Source organism: Trebonia sp. (assembly GCF_049794275.1).
Lineage (GTDB): Bacteria > Actinomycetota > Actinomycetes > Streptosporangiales > Streptosporangiaceae > Trebonia.
In genome coordinates this window covers 1-5,833 of the sequence record NZ_JBARCR010001319.1, presented here as the reverse complement: position 1 = coordinate 5,833, position 5,833 = coordinate 1, and the positions used below count along the sequence as shown (strand labels likewise).

Here is a 5,833-nt window from a genome sequence, read left to right as displayed (position 1 = left end):
GGCCAGCACTGTCGGGTTGCCGCCGCACGCCGCGGTGCTGCTCGCGAGCGGGCCGCTCACAGACGACGGCCTGCTCCCCCCGGACACGACCGCCTGGCTGAGCGTTTAGCAGGCGCTCGCGGTTTGTCCTTGTTTTCTGTCGTGCTGACGGCGTGCGTTATGTCCGACAGAGGGTACTGGGCTACTGGCCGCATCCTTCGTGGGGATGGCGATCCTCAAGAACCTGGTTGAGCGCCGCGAGCCGCGTGGCCGCATCGAGGTTGGTCTCTTCTCGGAGGCTGTGCAGTTGCTCCTCGATGTGCTTGAGTCTCGGCTCCACGATGCCAGCCATCTCATGACGCAAGAACTTTGCGCAGGTCACCACCCCTGTCATGAAGCCTAGGGCCGCGCTCAAGACGACCTCCACGGGGACCACCGCCTAACTGAAAGTAACGATCTCGCTACTAGTATCAGCTGGCCACGAGCGGAAAGCAAGGGTCATTCTGCTACTAGCAGAACGCTAAGACCAAACAGCCCTAAGCCATATAACAGTCTTGACTGACTTTCCCAGGTGGACTTCGATGGACTTCGATGGACTTCGGTGGAGTCTGGCCTGGCTCCTGCTTCCTCAAGTGAACTTTGATGAAACTGAGACATGGTGAGTCGGGCAGTCACGTGCTGACTGCATAGCTCCATGTGTAAGCTTCCGTTGTGCCAGTAGCTGATTGCCCTGGGCTGTGCACTAGGCCGACGATAGGTTCTGACCTGGACAGGGGATCGCGATGACCGTCAGCGCAAGTCCCCTAGTGGAGCGTCGGCGCCTGCGGACTGAGCTTAGGCAAGCGCGCCAGGAAGCAGGCTTGACACAAGAGGCTGTCGCGGAGCAGATGGACTGGTCACTGTCCAAGCTCATCAGGATCGAAACTGGTGCGGTTGGTATCTCGACGAACGATCTCACTGCGCTGCTACGCCTCTACAACGTCAAGGACCGTAAGCGGGTCAGGGCGCTTGTAGCACAGGCGAGGGAAGCCAGAAGGCAAACATGGTGGAGCAAGTACCGCGCTGTCTTGGCGCCGACATACTTTCAATACATCGAATTTGAAACGTCGGCTTCTATCATTCGTACTTATGAGACGTTCGTGGTACCCGGCCTTTTGCAGACCGAAGAGTATGCGACTGCTGTCACAGCGCGGAATAGATTTGATCCCGACCCGAAGACCGTAAAGACCTTGGTCGAGGTTCGGATGAAGCGCCAGCAGCTACTGCTCGATCGGCCCAATCCTCCGCTTCTATTTTTCATTGTGGACGAAGCCGTAATTCGTCGGCTCGTCGGCGACAAAGACTTGCGTCAGGCTCAGGTTGAAAAGCTCATTCGCATGGCGGATAGACCAGAAGTTACGATTGAGATTGTGCCGTTTTCCGCTGGTATTCATCGCGGGGTGATCGAAGATTTCAGCATTCTTGAATTCGGCGAAACTGATGATAATGATGTCTTGTACTTTGAAGGCTCTCGCATGGCAAGCTTCAGCCGCGACGAGACCGACGAGATCGCCCTATACCGCGAGCTTTTCGAGGAGATGAGGAATCTGTCGCTCGGCCCACAAGGCTCGCGCGACTATCTTATTGAGGTGGCGGATACGATCCGTTTACGCCAAAAAATGCACAGGTTTCTATCAGTGTAGTTCTTTACCCGGGGAGAAAAGTATGCTCAGCGAGCATCCGGTAGGTCATACATGGCGTGTTAGTTCATGGTCAAAAAGTGGTAACTGCGTCGAGATCACTACCATTGGAAGAGCAGTAATAGTCCGAGACACCAAGAATCGCAGTGGAGAAGTGCTGTCTTTCCCCTCTGCAGCCTGGAAGCACTTCGTGATCAATCTAGGCGAACAACCCTAATTTAGGGGAAGATTTCAGCTTGTAGTGTAAAGCAAAGCGTCGTCTCGCTCGGCTAGGAGATCAAGACGACGCTCGCTTGGAACACCCCCGAAGGAGTGATCGTCAAGAAAGTACCAGTTTTCGTACCTCCTCGCGATCGGATTGAAGCGAAAAAACGCTCTCGTTCTTCGGCACTTCCGTCTTCGGCTTCCGATCCCTGCGCGGCCGAGGCCCGGCGGCTGGCCGCGCGCTGGCCGGGGCCCTTTGCCCCAATTAGGCGAGGCCGATCTGCTGCCGCTGCAGGGCGGCGTCGTAGCCCAACTGTCCACCGGCTCGCCCTGGAGCTGTCAGATCGCCAGGCCACCGCCTTCGCCGCCGCCATCGCCGAGACCGAGGCGGTCACGCCCGAGATCGCGAAACTGCGGGGAATCGCGCTGGCCGGCGTCTTCCAGATCATCATCACCGAGGCCGGGCGCCGCACCCGCGAGGGCCAAGGCCAGAACCAGATCGCCGACGAGCTGCGGCCAGCCATCGAAGCGGTCCTCGACGACCTCGACGCCTGGCTTACTTCAGCTACGGACCAGCGCAACAGAAACCGCGCGACCTAGCCGCGCTGCTCGGCGGTCGCGTCGGCGTCGCTGCCCTGCTGGGCGGACACCGTCGCGGCCGGCTCACCGTCGCTGACGCGGAAGGCCAAGCGGCCGTCGTCGATCGCCACCGTCACCCGCTGCCCCGGCCGCAGCCGGCCGTCGAGGAGCATCTCCGACAGCCGGTTGTCCACCTCCCGCTGGATGGTCCGGCGCAGCGGCCGGGCGCCGAACTCGGGCTGGAAACCGCGCCGCGCCAGCCAGTCGATCGCCTCGGTAGTGAACTCCACCGTGATCGCCTGCGCGTGCAGCCGCCGCGTCGTCTCCTCGAGCAGCAGGCTGGTGATCTGCCGCAGCTGCGTCTCGTCGAGGTGCCGGAACACGATGATCTCATCGATCCTGTTGAGGAACTCCGGGCGGAACGACTCCCGCAGCCGCTGCATGATCCGGTCCCGCAGCTGCTGGTCGTCGGGACCACCACCGTCACCGCCCGCGGCGCCGAAGCCAAGCGCTCGCCTGCCGATCACGTCGGAGCCGAGGTTGCTGGTCATGATCACGACGGTGTTCTTGAAGTCCACCGTGCGGCCCTGGCCGTCGGTGAGCCGTCCGTCGTCCAGCACCTGGAGCAGGATGTTGAACACGTCCGGGTGCGCCTTCTCGATCTCGTCGAGCAGCAGGACGGCGTACGGGGTGCGGCGCACCGCCTCGGTGAGCTGCCCCGCCTCTTCGTAGCCCACGTATCCGGGCGGAGCGCCGACTAGCCGAGACACCGTGTGACGTTCCTGAAATTCGCTCATGTCGATCCGCACCATGCGACCCTCGCTGCCGAAGAGAGCCTCCGCCAGCGCCCTGGCCAGCTCCGTCTTGCCGACACCGGTCGGCCCGAGGAACAGGAAGCTGCCGATGGGCCGGTTGGGGTCGCCCAGCCCGGCGCGCGACCGGCGGACCGCCTCGGCCACCGCCAGCACCGCCTCGTCCTGCCCGATGACGCGGCGGTGCAGGTGCTCTTCGAGCCGCAGCAGCCGGTCCTTCTCCTCCGCGGTGAGCTGCGCGACCGGGATGCCGGTCGCCCGGGACACCACCTCGGCGATGTCGGCGGCGGTGACCTCGGGCACCGCCCGCTCACTGTCGGCGGCCTCGCCGTCCGGGCGTTCCGTGAGCGAGGCGATCTCGTCGCGCAGCGCGCTGGCCCGCTGGTAGTCCTCGACGGCCACCGCCTCGTCCTTCTCCCTGCGCAGCTGCTCGAGCCGCTTCTCCCGTTCGCGCCTGTCCCTGGCCGGGGTCTTGGTGCGCAGCCGCACCCGGGCGCCCGCCTGGTCGACCAGGTCGATCGCCTTGTCCGGCAGGAACCGGTCGGTGATGTACCTGTCGGACAGCTCCGCGGCCGCGGCCAGCGCCTCGTCGGTGAACCGGACCTGGTGGTGCGCCTCGTACCTGTCGCGCAGCCCGCGCAGGATCTCGATCGTGTCGGACACCGACGGCTCGGGCACCAGGATCGGCTGGAACCGGCGCTCGAGCGCGGCGTCCTTCTCGATGTTCTTGCGGTACTCGTCGATGGTCGTGGCGCCGACGATGTGCAGCTCACCGCGTGCCAGCGCAGGCTTGAGCATGTTCGAGGCGCCCATCGCGCCCTCGGCGGCGCCCGCGCCGACGACGGTGTGCAGCTCATCGATGAAGACGATCAGTTCGTCGCTGTGCGCGCGGATCTCGTCGATGACCTTCTTCAGCCGTTCCTCGAAGTCGCCGCGGTAGCGGGTGCCGGCCACCATGCCGCCCAGGTCGAGCTGCACGAGGCGCTTGTCCCGCAGCGTGTCGGGCACGTCCCCGTCGACGATCCGCTGCGCGATGCCCTCCACGATCGCGGTCTTGCCGACGCCCGGTTCGCCGATGAGCACCGGGTTGTTCTTCGTCCGGCGGGACAGCACCTCGACCGTCTGCTCGATCTCGTCCTCGCGGCCGACCACTGGATCGACTCGTCCTTCGCGTGCCATCGCGGTCAGGTCGGTGCCGAACTCGTCGACAGTCGGCGTGTCCGACGGCGGCGTGCCCTGGCGGCCCCCTCCCCCGGCGGCCGCCTGCTGCAGCGTCTCTGGGGTGATCCGCTGCTCGTGCAGCTCCCGCCCGGCGGCCGAATCGGGGTTGACCGCGAGCGCGAACAGCAGGTGCTCCGGCCCGATATACGACGATCCGAACGCCCGTGAGATCTGCCGCGCGTCCAGCAGCGCCCGCTTGGCGGACGGCGTGAGGCTCGGCGTGCCCTCCCGCGGCTCGCCTCGCTGGGCGCGGGACTCGATGTCGTGCGCGATCGCGTCCGGGTCGGCGCCCGCGGCGACCAGCAGCCGCCGGACCGGCTCCTGCCGGGTCGCGGCCCACAGCAGGTGGTCGGTGTCCAGGTCGAGGTCGCCCCACTGCGCGGCCTGGGCGGCGGCATCCCTGACGAGCTCACGGGCCTGTTCGGTCATCAGCTTCCCGATGTCGATGCGCTGCGGCCGTCGCGGCGAGCCGTAGAAGCGGGCGAGGAAGTCGTCGAACGGGCTGGCGCTCTGGTCGCCAGGACCGTAGGGGTCGTAGACCATGTGGTCCTCCTGACCGGCAGTCGTTGGGCGTGCCGTCATCCAGAATCCAGCCTAAGAACCGGTTAGCAAGACCCTGGCGGCGGCCCTGACTTGCGCCGCGTACGAGCCGCCGAACAGGCACGCGTGCACGAGCAGCGGATGCAGCTGGTGCAGCGGCACCCGCGCGCGCCACCCGTCGGCGAGCGGCGCGGTGCCGGTGTACCCGCGCATGATCCGCTCCAGGTGCGGCGCGCCGAACAGCGCGAGCATCGCCAGGTCGGTCTCCCTGTGTCCGCCGTGCGCGGCCGGGTCGATCAGCCAGCCGCGCCCGCCGGACCACAGCACGTTCCCCGCCCACAGGTCGCCGTGAATGCGGCTCGGCGGCTCCGGCGGCCCGGCGAGTTCCCCGATCCTGTTCACGACGGTTTCCACCAGGCTGAGGTCCGCGTCATCCAGCGCGCCGTCGTCATGCGCCTTCTTCAGGTATGGAACGAGCCGTTGCTCCGCGTACCAGCTCCCCCATTCTGTTCCCGGTGTGTTGTCCAGCGGCAGGCTGGCTAGGTATCCCGGCCACGGCGCGCCGAAGGAGGCCGCGCCCGCGGCGTGCATCCGGGCCAGTCCGGCGCCGAACTCCTCCGCGGCGTCCTGGGTGGCCCTGCCGTCCGGCAGCAGCTCGATGACCAGCAGGTCGCGGCTGACGCCGAGCACTCGCGGGAGCGGCACCGCGCCGGCTTCGGCCAGCCACCGCAGTCCGTTCGCCTCGGCGGCGAACGCCTCGGCCGTGGCCTCGTCCCCGCTGGGGGCGGCCTTCACGAAGGCCTGCCGCCCGTCGGCCAG

The 5,833-nt window shown here is 65.9% G+C and carries 6 protein-coding genes; 3 read left to right on the top strand and 3 right to left on the bottom strand.

Annotated elements, in window-relative coordinates; genetic code table 11:
• Positions 1-181: 181 nt before the first annotated feature.
• The gene (locus WA805_RS31920; protein ID WP_422287088.1) at positions 182-406 is read right to left on the bottom strand and encodes a hypothetical protein; all 225 of its coding nucleotides are present in this window, start codon (positions 404-406) and stop codon (positions 182-184) included.
• Positions 407-761: 355 nt separating this feature from the next.
• Between WA805_RS31920 and WA805_RS31915 the strand changes: the two genes are divergently transcribed.
• The 3 genes from WA805_RS31915 to WA805_RS31905 all read left to right on the top strand — a co-directional run bounded on the left by WA805_RS31915 (position 762) and on the right by WA805_RS31905 (position 2,462).
• Positions 762-1,661: a helix-turn-helix domain-containing protein gene (locus tag WA805_RS31915; RefSeq protein WP_422287089.1), complete on the top strand. Its 900-nt coding sequence runs from the start codon at positions 762-764 to the stop codon at positions 1,659-1,661.
• Between the two features lie 22 nt (positions 1,662-1,683).
• The gene (locus tag WA805_RS31910) at positions 1,684-1,875 is read left to right on the top strand and encodes a DUF397 domain-containing protein (RefSeq protein WP_422287090.1); all 192 of its coding nucleotides are present in this window, start codon (positions 1,684-1,686) and stop codon (positions 1,873-1,875) included.
• Positions 1,876-1,970: 95 nt separating this feature from the next.
• Positions 1,971-2,462: a hypothetical protein gene (locus WA805_RS31905; protein WP_422287092.1), complete on the top strand. Its 492-nt coding sequence runs from the start codon at positions 1,971-1,973 to the stop codon at positions 2,460-2,462.
• On the opposite strand, the gene WA805_RS31900 is transcribed toward WA805_RS31905, so the two are convergent.
• The gene (locus tag WA805_RS31900) at positions 2,459-5,017 is read right to left on the bottom strand and encodes an ATP-dependent Clp protease ATP-binding subunit (protein ID WP_425244206.1); all 2,559 of its coding nucleotides are present in this window, start codon (positions 5,015-5,017) and stop codon (positions 2,459-2,461) included. The two genes, WA805_RS31905 and WA805_RS31900, sit on opposite strands and share 4 nt — an antisense overlap.
• Before the next feature lie 51 nt (positions 5,018-5,068).
• Positions 5,069-5,833: fructosamine kinase family protein (locus WA805_RS31895; protein WP_425244205.1), on the bottom strand; the 765-nt coding region annotated here is incomplete at its 5' end.

Coding starts and splice junctions, on each gene's coding strand:
- WA805_RS31915 (WP_422287089.1), top strand. CDS start 762: ATGACCGTCAGCGCAAGTCCCCTAGTGGAGCGTCGGCGCCTGCGGACT.
- WA805_RS31910 (WP_422287090.1), top strand. CDS start 1,684: ATGCTCAGCGAGCATCCGGTAGGTCATACATGGCGTGTTAGTTCATGG.
- WA805_RS31900 (WP_425244206.1), bottom strand. CDS start 5,017: ATGGTCTACGACCCCTACGGTCCTGGCGACCAGAGCGCCAGCCCGTTC.